Annotated in this window: 16 protein-coding genes; 1 reads left to right on the plus strand and 15 read right to left on the minus strand. The window is 64.5% G+C overall.

The genetic code is table 11. The features are described 5' to 3' along the window. Positions 1–16: 16 nt before the first annotated feature. From dqs_RS13115 to dqs_RS13175, 13 genes are all read right to left on the minus strand, one after another. The gene (locus dqs_RS13115) at positions 17–1,942 is read right to left on the minus strand and encodes a B12-binding domain-containing radical SAM protein (RefSeq protein WP_065340763.1); all 1,926 of its coding nucleotides are present in this window, start codon (positions 1,940–1,942) and stop codon (positions 17–19) included. A 274-nt stretch (positions 1,943–2,216) separates the two neighbouring features. After that, complete coding sequence (locus dqs_RS13120) at positions 2,217–3,317, minus strand: aromatic ring-hydroxylating oxygenase subunit alpha (protein ID WP_065340764.1); 1,101 nt, start codon at positions 3,315–3,317, stop codon at positions 2,217–2,219. A gap of 44 nt (positions 3,318–3,361) precedes the next feature. Continuing rightward, a complete protein-coding gene (locus dqs_RS13125) occupies positions 3,362–5,200 on the minus strand; it encodes an IucA/IucC family protein (protein WP_065340765.1) in 1,839 nt (612 codons plus the stop codon). Then, positions 5,197–5,799 (minus strand): GNAT family N-acetyltransferase, encoded by a 603-nt coding sequence (locus tag dqs_RS13130; RefSeq protein ID WP_221405611.1) that lies wholly within the window; start codon positions 5,797–5,799, stop codon positions 5,197–5,199. The genes dqs_RS13125 and dqs_RS13130 overlap by 4 nt, the downstream gene beginning before the upstream one ends. Next, the gene (locus dqs_RS13135) at positions 5,789–6,988 is read right to left on the minus strand and encodes an MFS transporter (protein WP_221405612.1); all 1,200 of its coding nucleotides are present in this window, start codon (positions 6,986–6,988) and stop codon (positions 5,789–5,791) included. Before dqs_RS13135 ends, dqs_RS13130 begins: the two co-directional genes overlap by 11 nt. Positions 6,989–7,011: 23 nt before the next feature. Further along, entirely contained in the window at positions 7,012–8,346 is a 1,335-nt protein-coding gene (locus dqs_RS13140; protein WP_065340767.1) for a lysine N(6)-hydroxylase/L-ornithine N(5)-oxygenase family protein, read from the minus strand. A 105-nt stretch (positions 8,347–8,451) separates the two neighbouring features. Then, entirely contained in the window at positions 8,452–10,878 is a 2,427-nt protein-coding gene (locus dqs_RS13145; protein WP_065340768.1) for a TonB-dependent siderophore receptor, read from the minus strand. A 119-nt stretch (positions 10,879–10,997) separates the two neighbouring features. Then, complete coding sequence (locus dqs_RS13150; protein WP_179947990.1) at positions 10,998–12,014, minus strand: FecR domain-containing protein; 1,017 nt, start codon at positions 12,012–12,014, stop codon at positions 10,998–11,000. 83 nt (positions 12,015–12,097) lie between these two features. Next, positions 12,098–12,652 carry a sigma-70 family RNA polymerase sigma factor gene (locus tag dqs_RS13155; RefSeq protein WP_011766240.1) on the minus strand — a complete coding sequence of 185 codons (555 nt, stop codon included), beginning with the start codon at positions 12,650–12,652 and terminating at the stop codon, positions 12,098–12,100. Between the two features lie 678 nt (positions 12,653–13,330). After that, a complete protein-coding gene (locus dqs_RS13160) occupies positions 13,331–13,648 on the minus strand; it encodes a non-heme iron oxygenase ferredoxin subunit (protein ID WP_065340769.1) in 318 nt (105 codons plus the stop codon). Between the two features lie 50 nt (positions 13,649–13,698). Continuing rightward, complete coding sequence (locus dqs_RS13165; RefSeq protein WP_084018512.1) at positions 13,699–14,202, minus strand: aromatic-ring-hydroxylating dioxygenase subunit beta; 504 nt, start codon at positions 14,200–14,202, stop codon at positions 13,699–13,701. Beyond that, positions 14,199–15,515, minus strand: a complete 1,317-nt coding sequence (locus dqs_RS13170; RefSeq protein WP_065340770.1) for an aromatic ring-hydroxylating dioxygenase subunit alpha — start codon at positions 15,513–15,515, stop codon at positions 14,199–14,201. Before dqs_RS13170 ends, dqs_RS13165 begins: the two co-directional genes overlap by 4 nt. A gap of 413 nt (positions 15,516–15,928) precedes the next feature. Next, complete coding sequence (locus dqs_RS13175; RefSeq protein WP_065340771.1) at positions 15,929–16,915, minus strand: 2Fe-2S iron-sulfur cluster-binding protein; 987 nt, start codon at positions 16,913–16,915, stop codon at positions 15,929–15,931. A gap of 111 nt (positions 16,916–17,026) precedes the next feature. On the opposite strand from dqs_RS13175, the gene dqs_RS13180 reads away from it, so the two are divergent. After that, positions 17,027–17,968 (plus strand): LysR family transcriptional regulator, encoded by a 942-nt coding sequence (locus tag dqs_RS13180; RefSeq protein ID WP_065340772.1) that lies wholly within the window; start codon positions 17,027–17,029, stop codon positions 17,966–17,968. 107 nt (positions 17,969–18,075) lie between these two features. Here the strand turns inward: dqs_RS13180 and dqs_RS13185 are convergent, their stop codons facing one another. Together dqs_RS13185 and dqs_RS13190 are read right to left on the minus strand one after the other, a co-directional pair. Beyond that, on the minus strand, positions 18,076–19,401 hold the full coding sequence (locus tag dqs_RS13185; protein WP_065340773.1) for a TRAP transporter large permease: 1,326 nt from the start codon (positions 19,399–19,401) through the stop codon (positions 18,076–18,078). After that, positions 19,398–19,922, minus strand: coding sequence for a TRAP transporter small permease (locus dqs_RS13190; protein ID WP_065340774.1), 525 nt, complete (start codon positions 19,920–19,922; stop codon positions 19,398–19,400). Before dqs_RS13190 ends, dqs_RS13185 begins: the two co-directional genes overlap by 4 nt. Positions 19,923–20,011: the final 89 nt, after the last annotated feature.

The following is a 20,011-nucleotide window of genomic DNA, read 5'->3' on the forward strand; positions in this document are numbered from 1 at the left end:
GTTGCGATGGCGGCGCTTACTGCTGGGCGAGCGCGCGCGCGATGAACTGCCGCGCCACCCGCGGCCGCGGCACCTTGTCGGCAAACCAGTTGCGCACATCGGTATCCAGCCCGATGCCGTGCATGTAGTTGTACAGCGCCTTGTTGAGCGCAGCACCGAGCGCGTCGTGATCCACGCCGGTCGGGTCGACGAATTCGACATCGTTCTTGGCGAAACTCACCGGCGGCAGCGGCAGCAGGCGCACGCCGTATTCGTCCGGGTTCTTGCCCACCGGGGAATGCACCGTGCAGGCGAAGCGGTGGAAGAAGCCGGACTGGATGCAGCCGGCCTCGAACAGCTGGCGCACGTATTCCAGCGCGTCCACCGTGTCGTGCACCGTCTGGGTCGGAAAGCCGTACATCAGGTAGGCATGGACCAGCACGTCGGCTTCGGCGAAGGCGTGGGTGACGCGCGCTACCTGATCCACCGACACGCCCTTCTTCATCAGCTTCAGCAAGCGGTCGGAGGCCACCTCCAGCCCGCCGGAAATCGCGATGCAGCCGCTGTCGGCCAACAGCTGGCACAACTCCGGGGTGAAGGACTTCTCGAAGCGGATGTTGCCCCACCACGAAATCGCCACGCCGCGGCGCAGCAGTTCCTCGGCCAGCGCGCGCAGCGCCTTGGGCGGCGCCGCCTCATCGACGAAGTGGAAGCCGGTCTGGCCGGTCTCGGCGATGATGGCCTCGATGCGGTCCACCAGCACGCTGGCGGCGGCGCCCTCATAACGCGAGATATAGTCGAGGCTGATGTCGCAAAAGCTGCACTTCTTCCAGTAGCAACCGTGCGCTACGGTGAGCTTGTTCCAGCGCCCGTCCGACCACAGCCGGTGCATCGGGTTGAGCATGTCGAGGATGGACAGATAGCGGTCCAGCGGCAGGCCGTCCCAGGTGGGCGTGCCGACCTCGTCGAAGGGGACGTCCGGCTCGGGGAAATTCACGTAGCGGACCTCGCCGCTGTCGGCGTCGCGCACGAAGGTGCGCACCAGGCGCGACGTTGAACGCCCGCCCTGCAGATGGTCGATCAGCGCCAGCACCGGACGTTCGCCATCGTCCAGCGTCACATAGTCGAAGTAGTCGAACACCCGCGCGTCCTTCAGCTCGCGCAGTTCGGTATTCACGAAGCCGCCGCCCAGCGCCACCGCGATGGAGGGATCGCGGGCCTTGATCGCCTGGGCGATGCGGAAGGCCCCATACACCGAGCCGGGAAACGGCACCGACAGCAGCACCAGCTGCGGGCGGTGGCGCTCGATGGCCGCCACAGCCAGCTCGATCAGCAGCGTGTCGACCAGCGTCGGCGGCGCCGCGAGCGCGCGCGCCAGCGGTTCGAAGCTGGGCTGGCTGCGCGCCAGCGATTCGGCGTAGCGGACGAATTCGAAGCGCGCATCCACCGCCTCGCGCAGCACGTCGGCGAGGTCGTTGAGATAGAGCGTGGCGAGGTGGCGGGCGCGGTCCTGCAGGCCCAGCGAGCCAAACGCCCAGGCCAGCGGGTCCCCACCTTCCGGGTCGTAATAGACATCGAGCGCATCGAAGCGCGGCCCTTCCGGCAGGAAGGTGCGCGAGCAGATGCGGTGCGCCACGGTGGAATCCCGCCCCTGCAGGAAGGCGATGACCGGCGCGATGGTGTAGTGGTAACGCTCGAAGTGTTCCAGAAAGCCGGCGGCCATCGGCGTGCGCTGCTTCGCCGGCATCGCCTCCACCGCGGCACGCACCGCGGCGAGGCCGTCACGCGAGAACAGCCGCAGCACCAGCGCCAGCGCAAGATCCTCCTGCTCCGCGTGGATGCCGCGCGAACGCAGGAAGCCGGTGAGATAGGCGGTGGACGGGTAAGGCGTATTGAGCTGCGTCATCGGCGGGACGATGGACAGCACGTGCAAAGGGCTGGGCTGCAAGATGGTGCTCTGCATCGGAACGGAACGCGGCCGGCCACGCCGTCCGCGGGTGGAAAGTCGGAAGGATACCGTCCGCGCCCGACCACGGCCACGCCTGCCGGCAATGCGCCCGCGCCCGCCCTGCCCTCGACGTCGAGTTCGTGATCCCGGGAAATGACGACCCCCGTAAGGCGGTGACGAACAGGAAACCGGCCATCGGGAGGCCGGCGTACCGGTGCATGCGGACGAGAAAGAAGCGCATCGCGTAGAAGTTCAAGAAAGGTCGTACCAGCCCTCAGCGGCGGCGATGTCAGATATGCCCGCTCATCAAGCGTCGGTAGAACTCGTGAAAATGCTGCATGCCGTCTTCCATCGGCGACTGGTAGGGCCCGATTTCACTGCGCCCCTGCAGCATCAAGGCCCGCCGGCCACGATCCATGCGCTCGCCGATGTCGTCATCCTCGATGCCGGTTTCCATGTACGCGGCCTGCTCCGCGCGGGCGAATTCCGGTTTGAACAGCGCGATGTCCTCCGGGTAGTAGAACTCGACCACGTTGAGCGTCCGGGCGACGCCCTGCGGAATCAAGGTCGACACAACCAGCACGTGGGGATACCACTCGACCATGATGTTGGGAAAGTAGGTCAGCCAGATCGCGCCATGCCGTGGTGTCTGGCCGGCGGAGTAGTCGAGCACCGCCTTGTGCCAGTCGCCATAGGTGGCCGAACCCGGTCTGTCCAATGCGGTGATGCCGACGCGCTGGACCGAATACCATTCGCCAAACTGCCAGGTCAGGTCGTCGCAGGTCACGAAGCGGCCAAGCCCGGGATGAAACGGAACGACGTGGTAATCCTCGAGATAGATCTCGATGAAGGTTTTCCAGTTGTAGTTGCACCCACGCAGTTCGACATGGTGCAGCCGGTAGCCGGTGAAATCGAACTCCGCGGCCATGGACATTCCGGCAAGATCGGCCTTCGCGGAACGCGGCCCCCTGAACAGCAATCCCTTCCAGCACTCCAGCTTGCGCCGGCTCAGGTCGAGGCAGGGATTCGCCGGAAAATACGGTGCGACGACCAGACGGCCGTCGGTACCGTAGCTCCAACGATGGATCGGGCAGACCAGCCTGTCCGCATTGCCCGCTCCCTGCAACATGATGGCCTGACGGTGACGGCAGACGTTGGACATCTCGTAGATGCCGTCCGCCTGGCGCACGATCAGGCATGCGTGGTCGTTCCATTCCTGCGAACGGTAGTCGTACAGTTCCGGCACCATCAGCTCATGGCCGACGTAGCCCGGCCCTGCATCGAACAACAGCCTCTTTTCCAGTTCGAAGAGCTTTTCGTCGAAATAGCATTCGACGGGCAGCTGTGACGCCGCGCGCGCAAGCATTGCGCGATTGCCGATGTCGGACATGGTTCCGGCCTCCCGTAGTATCTATCCGAAAATGCGAAACCGGGTCACGGCCGAAACCGGGCGATGGGATTGTGCAGATTTCCTGCCATTTTCAGATTGGCAGCCGGGTCGGCGAGATTGATCATCTGCAGGTTATTGCTCAATTGCAGACGGTTGAGGCAGGAATGCAGGAACTCGGGCGCGAAGAGATCGTACGCACGGTATTTCTCTGCCAGCTCCGGATGAGCGCGCTGATACCCGGCGATGCACGCCGCCACCAGTTCCCAGAACGTCTCTTCGCCGCAGCAGGCGTTGTCGACGAGAATTTCGTTCAGGTAGCGGAAAAAGCCATCGAAGACGTCGATGAAGATGGCCAGCAGCTTCACCCGGTCGGGTACATCGACAGCAAGTCTTCGCACCGCCGCGGGCAGTCGATCCCTGGCCGAGACATCCAGAATGGCGGACTCCTCCGCGATGTCCTTCATCAACACCCGCACCGGCGCATGGTCCGACAGCACCATGATCAGGTTTTCCCCATGCGGCATGAACACCAGATCGTGCATATAGAAGCAATGCACCAGAGGCGCCAGATAGGCGTCGAGATAGCGCTTCAGCCATTCCACCACGCCCAGTTCCGAGCGGCGGATCAATTCGGGCAGCAGCGCCGCACCGTTCCGGTCGACATGCAGCAACGCTGCCATCGTCATCAGCCGCTCGCCCGGCTGGAGCAGCGCTAGCGGACTTTCGCGCCACAATGCCGAGAACATCTTCTTGTACTGGCTGTCGGCTTCGATGGCGGCTTCGTAGTAGTAATTCCGGAAGCCGAGCGAAGCCACCTCGCGCAGAATGTTGAAGCCATTGCGCCGGAGATAGGCGTCGTTGTCGATCACGCCCTTGATGTACTCGTTGATGGCCGGGGTGCCGGACATGTAGTACGGCGACAGACCCCGCATGAACCCCATGTTCAGGATGGACAGCGAGGTCTTGACGTAGCGCTTGCTGCGGTCGCTGACGTTGAAGAAGGTGCGGATCGACTGCTGGGCCAGATAGTCGTCGTCCCCGTGACCGAGGCAGATGATCTTGCGCCGGGCGACGTAGGACGCAAAGACGATGGACAGCTTGTTGAACCACTGCCACGGGTGCGCCGGCATGAAGAAGTAGTCGTCCGCGTTCTCACCCAGGCCGGAGACGATCGCGCCGAAGCGTTCGACGGTGGGCCGTCCAAGCTCTTCATCGATCAGTTGCCGGTAGCTCAGATCGGACAGGCTGGCGAAGCTGGCATTCTCCTTATGCACTGCCAGCCAGACGATCCGGAACGGCGACCCGGCTTCCGGCGCATAGGCCTGGTAATCCAGGGCGCCAAAACCCAGCCGTCCGTTATTCGCGACGAATCCGGGGTGCCCCTCGGTCATGGCGGTCTCGATGCGCTGGAAATCCTCGGTGTCCGCCAACGCCGCCGCGCTCGGCGCGTCGGCCTTCATGTACTTGTAGGCCGCGCCATAGAGCGTACTGCTGATCTCGTCGAGATAGACCGGCAGCAATTCTTCCTTGATGCCGAGCCGTCCGCGCACATCAATGATGAACTGCAGGGCATCGAGCACCTGCAACTCGTCGTCCACCAGTCGCTGGATGGACTCCGCCGGAATGTGCCAGTGGCGCAAGGCCAGCACCCGTGCCTGGAACCGGTAGCGCGTGCTGCCATCATCGGAGTGAATCTGGTATGGCTGGAAGCCTCCTGCACCGGCACCGGCCAGCCGCTCGGGCTCGATGATCACTTCGTGGGCGAATTCGGACAGTGCCTTGCGTATCAGCCGACGATTGGCTTCAGCCCAAGCCTCCGGCGTCAGGTGCAGCGTGGCTTCGATAGGTTGCTTCAGCAGCGGCTGGGGAATGGCGGCGTTCATGAAAGGGCTTCCTCGAGAAGGGTCTGCGTGGCGTTCTCAAAATCCGACCTGGTGCAGAAGGCAAGACCGGCTAGTTTTTCTGCGAAAACAACCGTGCGATGACAGGTGAAGCCAACGGCTTGATTCAGGGCGTGGATCTTGTGGTTGTCGACATCCGGTTCAACCACGATCCGCTGCGCGTCCAGATGAACGAACATGAAGCGCATCAATGCCTTGAAAGCCGCCAGGGTGAAGCCGGCAATCCGTTCCTTTGCCGGCCCCATGAAGAGATGCATGCCGAGATCGCCGGGCTTCACCGGGTAGTGCTGGGCAACCCGGTCGTAGCGCGGGTCATAGCATTCGATCAGGAAGGCTGGCTGACCGACGTACAGGCCGATATAGGCCGTGGCTTGGCCGGAGCTCATCAGGTCCTGGTAGATTTGCCGGATTTCGTCTTCCCCCTTGTCCTGCATGAGCCAGAAGCGTGCGTAATCCCGCGTGAACCAGTCATGCAGCATCGGGATGTCTTCCGGGATCCGCAGCAGTCGAAACGCGAACGGCCCCTCCTGGCGATGGATACCGGGGAAGTCGCTCCTGCGATGCGGGGTCTCAATCGGCACGGGCAGGCACCTCCCGGACGGTGACGGACGCTTCCTGCGGCTCGGCGGCAGGCGCCGCAAGGAGCAGGCGGGCGAGCACGGCAGCGAGCGCAAAGGCGATTGCCCCCAGCACAAAGGGCACCGACAGGCCGTAACGCTCGACAACCGCCCCCGCGGCAAATGACGACAGCAAGACGCCCAGATTCTGGAAGAAGTTGGTAATGCTGTAGTCCTGCGCATAGTGCTGCGGCGTACTCATGCGAAACAGGAACACGTCCAGCTTGACGACGATCTGGAACACCGCCCAGCCGTACAGGCAGCGGCCGATCACGATCAATTCCACATGCGGCGCTGCCTGCAGCAGCAAGCCCGCGATGCCGAGCAGCAGATTGCCCGAGGTATGGTTCGGCAAGCGTCCGCCACTGGCGCGGATACGGGCGTTGATGAACAGCGCCAGCACCGCGACCGCGCCCGGAATGGCGAATGCCGCGCCCGCGAGCAGTTCGCTGTCCTGACCGGAGACCTGCTGCCAATAGACCGCGAAGAAGGGCCTGACCAGATAGACCCCCGCATCGAAAACCAGCATGACGAGTGCCAACCGGAGGATGGAAAGCCGTATGCGCAGTTTCCTGAACCACGCGACAGCGACCGCCTCTTCCGCAGGCGCTGCCGCCGCGTTGACGCGGACCATCCGGCCGCTGCGGATCAGGTGGAAGCACACTGCCATCTGGAAGAAATCCCCCGCCGCCATCGCCAGGATGCTGCCGGACGGTCCCCAGGTTTCCATCACGAAGCCACCGACCACCGCTCCGGAGATGGCGCCGAAATGCACCACCACCGACAACAGGCCTATCGTTCCCGCGTGCTTCTCGGGCGGCTCGAGCCGCATCAGGTAGGGATACATCAGCAGGTAGCTGCTCTTGCATATGAACATCAGCATGGACAGGACCCAATAGGCCGCCACGCCCTGCGCCCACAAGCTCAGCACGCTGAAGCAGCCCGCGGCGAACTGGGTATAGACCAGCAGATGCAGGGGCTCCACCCGCCGGCTCAGGCGCGCCCAGAACGGCAAGGTGCACATCACCGCGATCGAGATGGCGGCAACATAGGCGCCGACGTGCACCGCACTCTCCACGCCGTATCGCCCCAGAAAGAACTGGGGATAGAAGGGAATCAGGACGGCATCGCTGATGACGGCGAAGGCGGTCATCAGGATGATGTTGAATTTGAGGCTCATAGGCTGCCGGCTTCGGAGAGCCTGACGAAGCCTGCGCCTTCCGGCACCGCAAAATCCTGTATCGCTATCCGTTGCTCCAGCTTGTAGTAATCGATGCCGGTCATCTCGCGGATGATGTAGGCGTTGCGGTGGCAACTCATGCCGATGTCGATATTGGTCAGACCATGCGTGTGCAACCCGCCGTTCTGCACGAATATCTCGTTGCCATTGAAATCGGCGGTGTAGTTGTGCGCCAGCCGGTAACGCCCGTTGGCATCCCAACGGATGCGGTCGCGGATGCCGTCGATGAGGGCCGGTACACGGTGCTCGTAACCGGTGGCGAAGATCACGCTGTCGCTGCGGTAGCGATAGTCTTCTTCATGGTCGACCTGACGAAAGCGTATGTCATAGCTGTCGTCATTGAGGTCGTAACGGCATTCGCGGACTTCGCAATTCGAGACCAGATGCGAGCGCAGCGTGCCCCGTTTGCGCTTGTCGTCAAGCAGGTCGTAGATCTGATTGATCAGGCTGGCGTTGACGCCCTTGTAGAGGCTGCCCTGGGTGCCGAGCAGGGCTTCCCGTTTGCCCTCCGGCAGGTGATAGAAGTAGTCGATGTAATCCGGAGAAATCATCTCCAGCGTGAGCTTGGTATTCTCCATCTGGAAGAAGCCGGGCGAGCGCGTCAGCCAGGTCAGGCTGTAGTCATGGGCGTCGGATGCCTTGAGCAGGTCGTAATAGACTTCCGCGGCACTTTGTCCGCTGCCAACGATGGTGATGGAACGCCGCTGGAGCAGCGCCTGCTTGTTGTCCAGGTAGTCGGCCGTATGCAGGTAACGGTGCCCTCGGTCGCCGCAGCAGGGCGGCAAGGCCGGCAAGGTGCCGACACCGACCACCAGCCGGCGGCAACGCAGCGAGAACGGCAGGCGGCTCTCGCCCCGGACGCCCTCCACCACATAGCACGCCTGCTCCTTGTCGTACCTGATCTCGCGGACATCATGCTGAAAGCGGATGTTCGACAGCCGGGACACCACCCATCGGCAATAGCGGTTGTATTCGGTACGGTCCAGGTAATAGTTCTCCCGGATGTAGAACGCATAGATCCGGCCTTCCTCCTTGCAGTAGTTCAGAAAGCTGAAGCGGCTGCATGGATCGGCCAGGCTCACCAGGTCGGCCAGGAAGGGATTCTGCAAGGTGGTCCCGTCGATCAGGATGCCCGGATGCCAGTTGAACTCCATATTGCGTTCGAGAAAGACGCCATCCAGATCGGACAGCGGTTCGGTCAGGCAGGCCAGGCTCAGATTGAACGGCCCTAGCCCGATGGCAACGAAATCGTGTATCGCATCCCTGGTCATTAGAAGACTCCCTTGACTGTGCCACTTCGATATCGAGGACGCAGGCCGCCTTTGGCGGACGGGAGAAACCGCCCCCGCCCGCCGCGGCAAGCCTGGAAACCGGATTCAGTACTTCCACTGCAGCGTCACGCTGCCGTTCAGCGGTGCGCCGTAGTAGCTCTGGGCCCAGAGCAGGCTGTTCAGGTATTTCTCGTCGGTGACGTTGCCGACTTTGGCGATCAGGTTGAAGTGCTTGTCGATCTCGTAGCTGGCCATCAGATCGAGCAAGGCGTAGCTCTTCTGCTTCGTGACGATGCCGCCGCCCTGGTCCCGATGGATGTCGTCCTGCCATTTCAGGTTGGCGCCGAGCTTCAGGCCGGGGACGAAGGGAATCCTGACCGTGGAGGTCAGCCGCAGGGTTCGCCGCGGCACGTAGGTGCGGACGTCGTGGCCGTCTTCGTCCTCGAGCCGGAACTGGGTGTAACCGGCGCTGATATCCCAGATCGACGTCACCCGCCCGGACAAATCCAGTTCGAAGCCGGTGGTCGTTGCATCCACGCCGCTGTAATACGACCTGCCGTTGGCAAAGCCGGCATACTCGGCGGTGTTGTCCTGCTTGGTACGGAAGAGCGCCACGCTGCCGTTCAAGCGCTGGTCGAACCATTCACCCTTGGCGCCGATCTCGACATTGCGCCCTTCGATCGGACTCATCACGCTGCCGCTCTGCTCGATCTGGTGCTGCGGGCTGAAGATGCCGGCGTAGCTGGCATAGACGCTATGCCGGTCGTCGAGGTCGTAGACCACGCCGAGGTAGGGCGTGGTCCGGGTTTCGCGGTAGTCGTGGACGACACCGTACTGCATGCCAGAGCTGGTGGCCCGGGTGACGCTGGCACCGGTGATCAGTTTCAGATCATCGGTAAGGTTGAAGCGGGCGGTCGCGTAGAGACTGCTGCGCCGGTTGGTGAAGGCGGCGGCCCCGGTCAGGCCGGCGTCGAAAGCCGGCTCCGGGAAGTGGCCGGCCAGTGCTTCATACTCGGTGAGCGGCAGGCCGGTGTCGTCATCCCTGGAGTGCAGACGGTTCTTGCTCTCCGCCCAATTGACGCCGAGCACCAGTTCATGACGTCGCCCCCCCAGGGTGAAGGGGCCGGACACATGCAGATCGCTCCCCCATTGACGTTCGGTGTGATCGTATTCCGACGGCCAGCTCGTCAGGCCTGCGCCCGTGGTGCGATCGGCCACGCCGCTGAGATAAAGGAGTTTTCCGTCCGACTTCAGCTCGCGCCGGATCACCGTTCCCTTTGCCTGCCAGCCATCGGCGAGGTTCTGCCTCAACTCGACGAAAGTGTGGATGTCGTCGGTATTCCAGTAGGTCCAGTCCGTACCGACGCTGGCCGAGGTCGAGTAGTCGGTCGGCGTACCGTCGGTGTAGTAAAGCGGCAATGCACCCCACATCGTGCCCTTGGGCCTGTTGTGCTGCTCCGCATGACCGAAGGTCAGCAAAGTGTCCGGCGCGAGATCGGCCTCGAGCACAACCGAAAACACGTTCTTTTCCAGCGAGTAGCGGTCGAGGTAAGAATCCTTCTTCTGCGCGGCGGCGATCAGACGGCCACGCAGCGAACCCGACTCGTTGAGCGGCCCCGCGACGTCGCCATCGATGCGTCTGTTGCTCCACGACCCCAGCGTCAATGCGGCTGAGGCCTGCAGTTGATCCGTCGGCCGCTTGCGCACGAAATTGATGGTGCCGGACGGATTGCCGGTGGCTGCGAGCAGACCATTGGCGCCGCGCAGGATCTCGACACGATCGTAGGGCGCGGTATCGAGATCGCCCAGTTGATCGCCAGTGGCAAAAGGCAGGCCGATGCCATCGACAAGGAAATTGGACACCTCGAAACCCCGCACCGAGAAGTAGGTCCGGTCGGGTTCGACCAGCTCGACATTGACGCCGGTTGCCGTGGCCAGCATGTCGTTGACGCTGGTCAGGCTGAAGTCGTCCATCACGGCGCGGGTCACCACGCTGAGCGACTGCGGCGTTTCGCGCGGCGACAAATCCAGCCGGGTCGCGGTACTCGCCGACCTCACCGTATACGCCCCCGTCCCTTCGGTAACCTGGCTGGCTGCAGCCGCAGCCACGGTGACGGCCGGCAGCACCATGTCTGCCCCCGAAGGCGCGGCAAGCCTGCGCAGCACATACTCGCCATTGGGCGATGCGACGGCCTCGAGGCCGGTGCCGGCAAGCAGCGCCTGCAGCCCCGACCCGACCGAGTAAGCCCCCTGCAGACCGGGGCTGGCCTTGCCCTGGGCCAGTTCGGCCATCCCGGCGAGGAAAATGCCGGATTCGCCGACGAAGCGCGTCAGCACCACCGTCAGCGGCCCGGCCGGAATACTGTAGCTGCGCACGGCGGCGGACGACTGCTGCGCCTGCGCCGCAGGCATCTGCGCCGCGGGGCTCAGCAGAATGCCGGCGAAGACGGCACGGACGATCAGCTCCAGGCGGCGAGCGATAAATCGATGCGCCTGGACGGGGGTGACGGCGGGGACGACGGTGGACTTCACTGAGGGTTCTCTCGGCAGGTTGATCGACAGGACGATGTTTCATCCCGTGAATCGAACGAGCGTGCAAAAACCGGAACCCATTCCGAAAAAATGTCAGATCATCGCCGCAGCGCCGACCGTCACTCCCGCCGCGCTTCGATGCTGACCCACCAAGGCAAAGTGCGCCGGACCTCGATCGGCAGCACGCGCTCCAGCATAGCCAGTGCCTTGTCCGTATCCTGCAGCGGGTAACCGCCCAGCACGCGCAGTCCGGCAACCTCGGGAGAAACGCCAAGATGGCCGGTGCGATAGCGGCCGAGTTCCGCTACCAGTTCGCGCAAGGAAATGTCCTCGGCCAGCAGCACCCCCTGTGCCCATGCCTCGCGTGCGCGGCTGGCCGGCTCGGGGGTGGCGATTTCCGTAGCGGTGAAGCGGACCTGCTCTCCGGCCGCGATCACGCGCGTTCTGCCGGTATCCGCCGTCCGCAGCTCGACGGCGCCTTCATAAACCGCGAGAAAGGTGTTCTCCTCGATGAGACGTACCGCGAATCGCGTACCCAAGGCACGCAGGGTCCCATGACAGGTTTCGGCAGCGAAGGGTCTCATGCGGTCGGCTGCGGTCTTGATCAGCATTTCGCCAGCCAGCAGCCGCACCCGGCGGACGTCCGGCCGGTAGTCGACATTGAATGCGCTCGCCGTATTCAGCCAGATGCGAGTCTGGTCGGCCAGGACGATGTCGCGGATCTCGCCCCTTGCACTGCGGTAATCCGCAGCCCAGGCCAGGACGCTGCCGGCCGGCGTCTGACGCCACATCACACCACCCAACAGTCCCACGCCTGCCAGCGCGGCCATGCCGTTGAGCCATTGGCGGCGCTGCCTGCGCTTTGTACCGAGCGTCTGGAGGGCTGTCACCGCCGGCCGCGGGTCTGTCCCGGCACGCAGCGGATTGAAGCGGCGGCTGATTGTTTCGACGTACTGCCAGGCACCGCGATGCTCGCTGCTGCAATCGAGCCAATGCTGCCATGCAGCATGGTCCTGCCCCGTCGCCGCACCAGATCGAAGCAGCGCGAACCATTCGGCGGCCTGCTGCATGACCTCGTGCGACGGAATGGCGATCGCGGCGTCAGCGGCAGTGGGCTGCGGGTCGTCGATGTCCATGTCATTCGCCACCAAACCGCCGCAAGCCCGGGAATGCCCCTCCCAGGCGCCGCACGCACACAGACCATGATCCTGGTTTCACCTCACCCCTCCGACAGCGCCGGGGTCCGCTGTGGCTGCAGTTCCAGTTCGTGACGCAGCTGCAACTCCATGCAGTGCAACATGGCCTGGCTCATGTACTTGCGCACCATGCGATCGGAAACGCCAAGCTCGCCCGCCACTTCCTTGTCCGTCATGCCATAGGCCATCGCCATCACGAAGGCGTGGGCCGCCTTCACCGGCAGGCGGGCGAGCATTGCGTCAATCTCGTACAGGGTCTCGAGGATGACAGCGCAGTGCTCGGCCGAAGGCACCACCGCTTCCGGTTGGGCGGACAATGCCTCCAGCCAGGCCTGCTCGACTTCGCGGCGGCGCCACAAATCGACGCACAAACCCTTGGCCACGGTGCTGAGGTAGGCCCTCGCCCCCTCCGCACTGTCGAACTGACGCGGTTTGGCAATCAGGCGCAGAAAGGCATCGTGAGCCAGATCGGCCGCATCGCAAGCGTTGCCGAGCCGCCGGCGCAACAGACCGTGCAGCCAGCCGTGATGATTGCGGTAGAGGTCGGCGATCGAACCGGATGAAGTGACGGTGTGCATGGGAGCCTCCGAAAGGAAGGCCGGAAAACCCGGCAATCTGGCTGGCGGACCGGCAACAGTCTGGCTGGCTGTGTAGTACAGTTGAGAATGATTTTTATTATCTAGTGATAATAAATCTACGGTCAACGACGACCGTCAGACCTGCTGCCGCCGACCGCGTCGTGCAAAAGGCAGCGACCGCCGAAGCACAATCAGGTTTACCCCCGAAGACAGCAGACGGACCGGCAATGCAGGGGACGCGTCCGCACCGGAAGGGCTTAAGACAGGGCCTCGATCGGCCGCCCAAACGTCCCTGGAGTGGAATTGCGGAATTTCCAGCGGCGCCGGCAGCCGCATCCGGCGGTACCCGGCAAAGGCGCTGCAGGAATTGGCCAACCAGCCACCATCGCCAGACAACAGCTGGATACCCCGGAGCGCCTGCGCCAGGATGTCGAGCCCTTCCTCGGTTCCAGCGAAACCCGCATCGTCGACACCGGCAAGGCCACCACGCCAGACGCGACGGCGCCGCTGCGTCCGCTACCGCCTTCGTCCCGTCCTGCCTGCCGCCTTTCCCCGCGGCCTTGCGCTTCATCGCTTCGATTCCGTTATGCCCGCGTGCCGGACCGGCTCCCGGCCCGACCGCGGATTCAGCCCCGCGACGGCGCGGGTAACGAAATCAAATCGACGCCGCAGCGGCGTTCACGCGAGCGCGAGGAAAACGCGGCCGTCCTCGATCTTCACCGGATAGCAGCGGATGTCCTCGGTGAGCGGCGCGCACAGCGCCTTGCCCGAGCGCACGTCGAACTTGCCCTGATGCAGCGGGCATTCGATCTCGTGGCCGTCGAGAAAGCCGTCGCACAGGCGGGCGTGGCCATGGGTGCAGATGTTGTCGCTGGCGTAGATCTCGCCATCGACGCTGTAGAGCGCGATGTCGCGCCCGCCGATCTCGACGCCGATCACGTCGTCCTGCGGCACCGCGTCCAGTTCGGCGGCGGCAATCCATTCGATGTTGCTCATGTCGTCTCCTCCGCGCCGGCAGCCCGCGGGCCGCCGGCGTCAGGCTTCGTTCAGATGGGATAGATGATGGAGTTGGGGATCATCTCGCTGTCGTACACGCAGATGCGCTCGGCGAACTTGAGGCCGGCCGGGGTGCGCTCCACGACGTCGAGATAGCGGCCGACGTTGAACACCGTGCTCACTTCCGAGAGCTTGGTGCGGAATACCGCGTAGTTGGCTTCGCAGTGCCAACGCACGCTGCCGGCCACGGCTTCCACCTTGCGCACCACCGGCGCGCCGGTGACGTGGCGCTGGTAGTAGGGGTCGTGGAACAGGGTTTCGCGGATGCCGTAGACGCGGTCCTTGAGCATGCCCTTGCTGTCGAAGGACAGCGTTGCCAGCGGAAAGCCGCGTTCGTGGTTTTCGCGCGGCACCAGGCGGTAGAGGCAGTCCTCGGTAAAGAACTCCGGCCACAGGTCCCAGTCGCCGGAATCGACCGCGCGGGCGTAGTCGGCGTAGAGATTGGTCAGTTCGAACCAGTCGGCGAAGTTCATTTCGATCGCGTTGCTGCTCATTGGGACACCTCCGCACCGCCAGCCTGCGGTGTGCTTCCGCCGGGCCCGCCGCCCTCCTCCATCACCCGGCGCCAGTAGCCGTACATGCCGCGGATCAGCGTTTCGGTGACCATGTGGTCGGTGTGGAGGTCGACCGCGCGGCCGCCGAGTTCGGCCAGCGCGCGGTGGAAGGGCTTCTGCTCGAAACCTTCCTGCGAGAACTCGATGACCTCGCCGTCATCGGCGGAGACGAAGCCGGCCGGGCCGAAAAGGTTGGCCTGGCGCAGGCGGCGCTGCAGCATCTCGTCGTCATCGTCCTCGAAGGCGAAGTGGGTCCACACGAAGTCGAAGGAACCATGGCCGTCGGGCTGGATGTGGCGGGTGGAGACGCTGTTGACCTGCTGCTGCAGGATCACGCTCGGGAACAGCGTGGTCATCACCGCGGTCGGGCCGTTCCACCAGGGCTCGGGCACGATGTCGAGGAAGCGCGGGTCGTTCAGCTGCATGCTCTCCTTGAAGCTCGGCACCTGGGTCACCTGCGCCGCCTTGCCGCCCTGCCCGCGCGTCGAGATCATCGCCGCATGGCGGCCGTGCGCGTCCATCTTGAGTTCGGACTTGTTGTCGGCACGCCAGAGCCCGAAGGTGACGAACCAGGTGTGCAGCAAACCGGGGTGGTACGGGTCCTTGATGTTCTCCTGCATCAGCTTCCAGTTGCCAGGAATGCGCTGCCGGTTGTAGCCGAGGATGCGCAGCTTGCGGCCGTTGAAGAGGCGGTCGAAGTACTGGAGGATGGTCGGGCCGATGTAGTCCTCCAGCGGCTCGACCTCGTGGTCGAAAGAGGCAAACACCACGCCGCCGCGGGTGGCCACCTTGAGCTGGGTGAGACCGTGGTCCTCCACCTTGAAGTCCGCCGGCATGCCGCCATTGACCTTGCCATCCTGCTTCACGCCGCGCCGGAAAGGCACGCCCTGCAGGTCGCCCTTCAGCGTGTAGTTCCACTGGTGGTAGGGACAGACGAATTCCTTGCGGTTGCCGTGGCGCTCGCGGCAGAAGCGCATGCCGCGGTGGGCACAGACGTTCTCCACCACGCGGATGCCGCCCTCGGCGTCGCGCACCATGATCACCGACCGCTCGCCCACCACCGTGCGCTTGAAGTCGCCGGGCTCAGGGATCTCCGCCTCCAGGCCAACGTAGCTCCAGTGGCCCTTGTAGAAGAAGCGTTCGAGTTCCTGCTTGTGGACTTCCTCGTCGGTGTAGACCTTGAAGGGGATGCGGCTGGTGCCGGCGGTTTCCCAGCTGACGCCGGTGGGGAATACGGTGGATGGTGTGGTCATGGGTGTCTCCTCGTTTGTGTTTTGGTGCTTTGTGTCCTTGGGTGAGCGCAGAGACTGCTAGCCGGGGGTGATCCCTCCCCCTTCAAGGGGGGCGTAGCCGGGGTTTCATCGAGCACTGCTCGATGCCGCCGGCGGAGCGGCGAGGCGAAGCCGAGACTACTGGTTAGGAGGGGGATGGGGTTAAGGCGTCGACTGCTGAGCGAAACCCCATCCCCACCCCAACCCTCCCCTTGAAGGGGAGGGGGCAAAACGGGCCAACCCGGTAGCCGGTGCCAGGGGCACCGTCGTTCGACCGGCGGCGAGCGATGTTCGCCGAAACCCCGTCCTCACCCCCTCGAAGGGGAGGGAGCAAAAGCCCTCGCTCCGAGCGCACGCGTCACCTAATCCTGCCGTCCAATCACTGAAACCCACCCTCACCACGCCGCCGGATAAAACGCATCCGCATGCACGTGATTCGGCGCAATCCCCAGCCGGTTCGCCAGCAAGCCCACTGCCTCCACCATCGCTGGCGCGCCGCACAGGTAGGCGCGCCAGCCGGCAAGACTGCGGTGGTCGGCTGCAATCGCGTCGGTCACCAAGCCGCTGCGCAGCGATGCATCGGTGTTGCCGGTAGCGACCACGATGTGCACCGTCAGGTTGTCGTATGCGTCGGCGAGCGACTGCAGCCGGTCGGCGTCGTAGAGGTCGCGCGGGCTGCGCACGCCGAAGTAGAGGTGGGTGGGGTTTTTCATGCCGGATTCGAGCGCGCCGCGCACGATGGAGAGCACAGGCGCCAGCCCGGTGCCGCCGCCCACACACAGCATCGGCCCCGCGTGCTTGCGGCGCAGGTAGGCGGTGCCGAGCGGGCCGGACACCCGCAGCGCGTCGCCCACCTTCAACTGCTCGAAGATCCAGGCGCTGACGCGGCCGCCTTCGACCCGCCGCACCTGGAGCTCCTGCTCGTCGTCGCCCGCCAGCCCGGCCATCGAATACGGCCGGATGTGCTCCGGGGTGAATTGCAGGCTGGCGTACTGGCCGGGCGAGAAGTCCAGCGGCTTGGCGAGCTTCAGGCGCAGGCGGCGGATGTCGTGGGTGGGGGCCTCGATCGCGGCGACGGTGGCCTTGACGATGCGGGCCGGGTGCACCACCACCTCGTCCGGCTCGGGGATTTCGATTACGCAGTCGCTGGTGAGCACCGCCTGACAGGCGAGCACGCCGCTCTGGCCGTTGCGCCCGCTGCGCCCGGCTGCCGGGCCGGCGTCCAGCACCTCGCCGGCCCGCACCTCGCAGCGGCAGGTGCCGCAGCGACCGGACATGCAGCTGTAGGAGATCGGCACCTCGGCGTTGCGCAGCACCTCCAGCAGGTTGGCACCGATCTCGAAGTTCAGCTTGCGGTCGATCGGCTGTACATGCAGTTCCATTGCTGGCCCCGGTGATGAAACGTTCGATGGGCGCCATCATGGATCGAGGCGTGTTATACATCCATAAAATAGATTGAATACGTCACATCACCAACCTGAATACTGCGAAACATGGAACTGCGCGACATCGACCTCAACCTGCTGGTGGTCTTCAACCAGTTGCTGACCGAGCGCCGGGTGTCCGGCGTGGCCGACACCCTCGGCCTCACCCAGCCGGCGGTTAGCAACGCGCTCAAGCGCCTGCGCGCGATGCTCGGCGACGAACTCTTCGTGCGCACCGGCCGCGGCATGGAACCGACGCCCTTCGCGCTGCAACTGGCCGAACCGGTGGCCTACGCGCTCGGCACCCTGCACGGCGCACTCAACCAGCAGGCCCGCTTCGACCCCGCCACCAGCCAGCGCAGCTTCACGCTGGCGGTCACCGACATCGGCGAGATCTACTTCCTGCCGGTGCTGATGGACGCGCTGGCCGAGATCGCGCCCGGCGTGCGCATCAGCACCGTGCGCAACAGCGGCGCCACGCTGCGCGACGAAATGGAGGCCGGCACGGTGGATCTCGCCATCGGCCTGCTGCCCAATCTGCAGGCGGGCTTCTACCAGCGCCGGCTGTTCCACCAGCGCTACGTCTGCATGTTCCGCAAACAGCACCCGGCGGTGACACTGCCGCTGACGCTGGAGAACTTCTCGGCGCTGGACCATGTGGTGGTGGTGTCCGGCGGCACCGGCCACAGCCAGGTGGACGCGATGCTGGAGCGCGCCGGCATCCAGCGCCGGGTGCGGCTGACGGTGCCGCACTTCATCGCGGTCGGCCACATCCTGCAGAGCACCGACATGATCGCCACCGTGCCGGAACGCTTCGCCGCCCGCTGCGTGGAACCCTTCGGCCTGGTGTCGGTGCCGCATCCGGCCAAGCTGCCGGAGATCGCAATCAACCTCTTCTGGCACGGCCGCTACCACCGCGACCCGGCCAACCGCTGGCTGCGGCAGTTGGTGTTCGAGCGGTTTGGGGAATCGACCGCGCAGGAACAGGCGGTGGAGCCACCGGCAAGCTGAGCCTCTCGCCGGAGCCGCGCTTCCGCCTGTGCCGCCTGCGCAAACAAAAAGGGCGGCACCCGCAGGCACCGCCCTTTTTTTTTCCCATCCTCCTGCGCGCCGCGCGGCTAGCTGAACACGCGCAACGCCACCAGCGAGATGCTGGGGAAGAACACCAGCATGAAGATGCGGGCGATGTCTGAGGCGAGGAAGGGCATCACGCCGCGGAAGATCGTGGCCATCGGGATGTCCTTGTTCATCGAGCTGATGATATAGACGTTCATCCCCACCGGCGGCGTGATCAGGCCCACCTCCATCACCACCAGCGCGAGCATGCCGAACCAGATCGCCTTCTCCTCCAGGCCGAGGCCCCAGTAGTCCATACCCAGGATGATCGGCAGGAAGATCGGCACGGTCAGCAGGATCATCGACAGGCTGTCCATCACGCAGCCCAGCAGCAGGTAGATGGCGATGATCGCGAACAGCACCGTGAAGGGACCGAAGCCCATGCTCTCCACCCACGCCGCGGCTTCGGCCGGCATCTGGCTGACCGCCATGAAGGAGTTGAGCATGTCCGCGCCGAGCAGGATCAGGAACATCATGCCGGTGCCGGTGGCCGTGCCGTAGATGCACTGCATCAGCCCTTCGCCCTTGAGCCCGCCGGACTTCCACGCCGCGATGCCGGTGGCGATGACGCCCACCGCGGCCGCTTCGGTCGGCGTGAAGAGTCCACTGTAGATTCCGCCGATCACGACCATGAAGATCAGCAACACCGGCCAGGTGTCGATCACCGTGGAGATGCGCTCGCGCCAGCTGTGCCTGGGGCTGCCGGGGCCGCCCGCTTCCGGGTCGAGCCGCGTGACGATGCCGATCACCACCATGTAGCCCACCGCGGCCAGGATGCCGGGCACGAAAGCGGCCAGGAACAGCTTGGCGATGTTTTGTTCGGCGAGGATCGCGTAGATCACCAGCGGTACCGATGGCGGGATCAGGATTCCGAGCGTGCCGCCAGCCGCCAGCGCCCCCCCGGCAAGACTGGCCTTGTACTGGTGGCGCTTCAACTCCGGCATCACCACGTGCGACATCGTCGCCGCAGTCGCAAGCGACGAACCGCAGATCGCACCGAAGCCGGCGCAGGCGCCGACACCCGCCATCGCCATGCCGCCTTTCCAGTGGCCGATGAAGGCGTTACCCGCCTTGAACAGTGCGCGCGAGAGCCCGCCGTGGGTGGCGAACTGGCCCATCAGCAGGAAGAGCGGCACCACCGACAGGTCGTACAGCGAGAAGCGGCCATAGGGCGCGTTCTTCAGATACGCGAGCAGCGGGTCCCAGCCCGATACCCACACGTAGCCGATGGCACCGGTGAGGAACATGGCGATGCCGATCTGCACCCGCAGGGCCAGCATGCCCATCATCACCACGCCCATCGTCAGGCCGATCGTGGTTCCGGTCATGACCGGGTCTCCGAAGTCAGTTCAAGCATGAAGGTCTGCAGCGCGGCAATGCCGAGCAGCACGAAGGACGGCACCACCGGGATGTAGCCCCACCACACCGGCAGCGCGATCACCATCGAGGTTTCGCCGTACTCGCGCATCTCCAGCATCCCGTCCCACACCCGCCACGCGAGAAAGAAGGACGAGGCCGCGAGCAGCAGCGCGGCGATCGCGTCGAGGGCGCGCTTCAAGCCGGCGGGCGCCCACAGCGTGAAGAAATCGACGAACACATGGCCCTTGCGCAGCTGGCAGTAGGGCAGGCACATCGCGATGCCCATCGCGGACATCATCTGCACCAGCTCGTAGTCGCCGGGCACCGGCATCTTGAAGAGGGAACGGCCGATGATGCTGACAACAGACATCACCGACTCGATGATGAAGATGGCGCCGCCAAGCACCGCGAGCGTGGCGCACGCCACCTCCACGGTCTTGCCGACGGGTCCCGCCGGAACGACGAGGGGCTGCTCCAAGGACTCAGCCATGAAGGACTCCAGAACAGATTCAGGAAACTTGGATTGGCACCGGGGATCCGATTCGCGGCACCCCGGTGCCCAGCAGGACGCCGGCGCGT

Origin of the sequence: Azoarcus olearius, assembly GCF_001682385.1 — a bacterium.
GTDB lineage: Bacteria > Pseudomonadota > Gammaproteobacteria > Burkholderiales > Rhodocyclaceae > Azoarcus > Azoarcus olearius.